The sequence below is a fragment of the Enterobacter cloacae complex sp. S2 genome (genome assembly GCF_015159675.1).
GTDB lineage: Bacteria > Pseudomonadota > Gammaproteobacteria > Enterobacterales > Enterobacteriaceae > Enterobacter > Enterobacter intestinihominis.
Genome location: NZ_JADDTS010000070.1, coordinates 1 through 222, shown reverse-complemented (window position 1 = coordinate 222; position 222 = coordinate 1). Strand labels below are relative to the sequence as shown.

At 49.5% G+C, this 222-nt stretch carries 1 tRNA gene; it reads left to right on the top strand.

The features are described from left to right. The first annotated feature begins 55 nt into the window (after positions 1–55). Positions 56–131, top strand: a tRNA-Glu gene (locus tag IPZ49_RS22610). The last annotated feature ends 91 nt before the right edge of the window (positions 132–222 follow it).

The following is a 222-nucleotide window of genomic DNA, read 5'->3' as shown; positions in this document are numbered from 1 at the left end:
CACAGATTGTCTGATGAAAAGTAAATAGCAAGGCGTCTTGCGATTGAGACTGTACGTCCCCTTCGTCTAGAGGCCCAGGACACCGCCCTTTCACGGCGGTAACAGGGGTTCGAATCCCCTAGGGGACGCCACTTGCTGGTTCGTGAGTGAAAGTCACCTGCCGTCATATCTCAAAACTGACTTGCGAGTCATGTTTGAGATATTTGCTCTTTAAAAATCTGG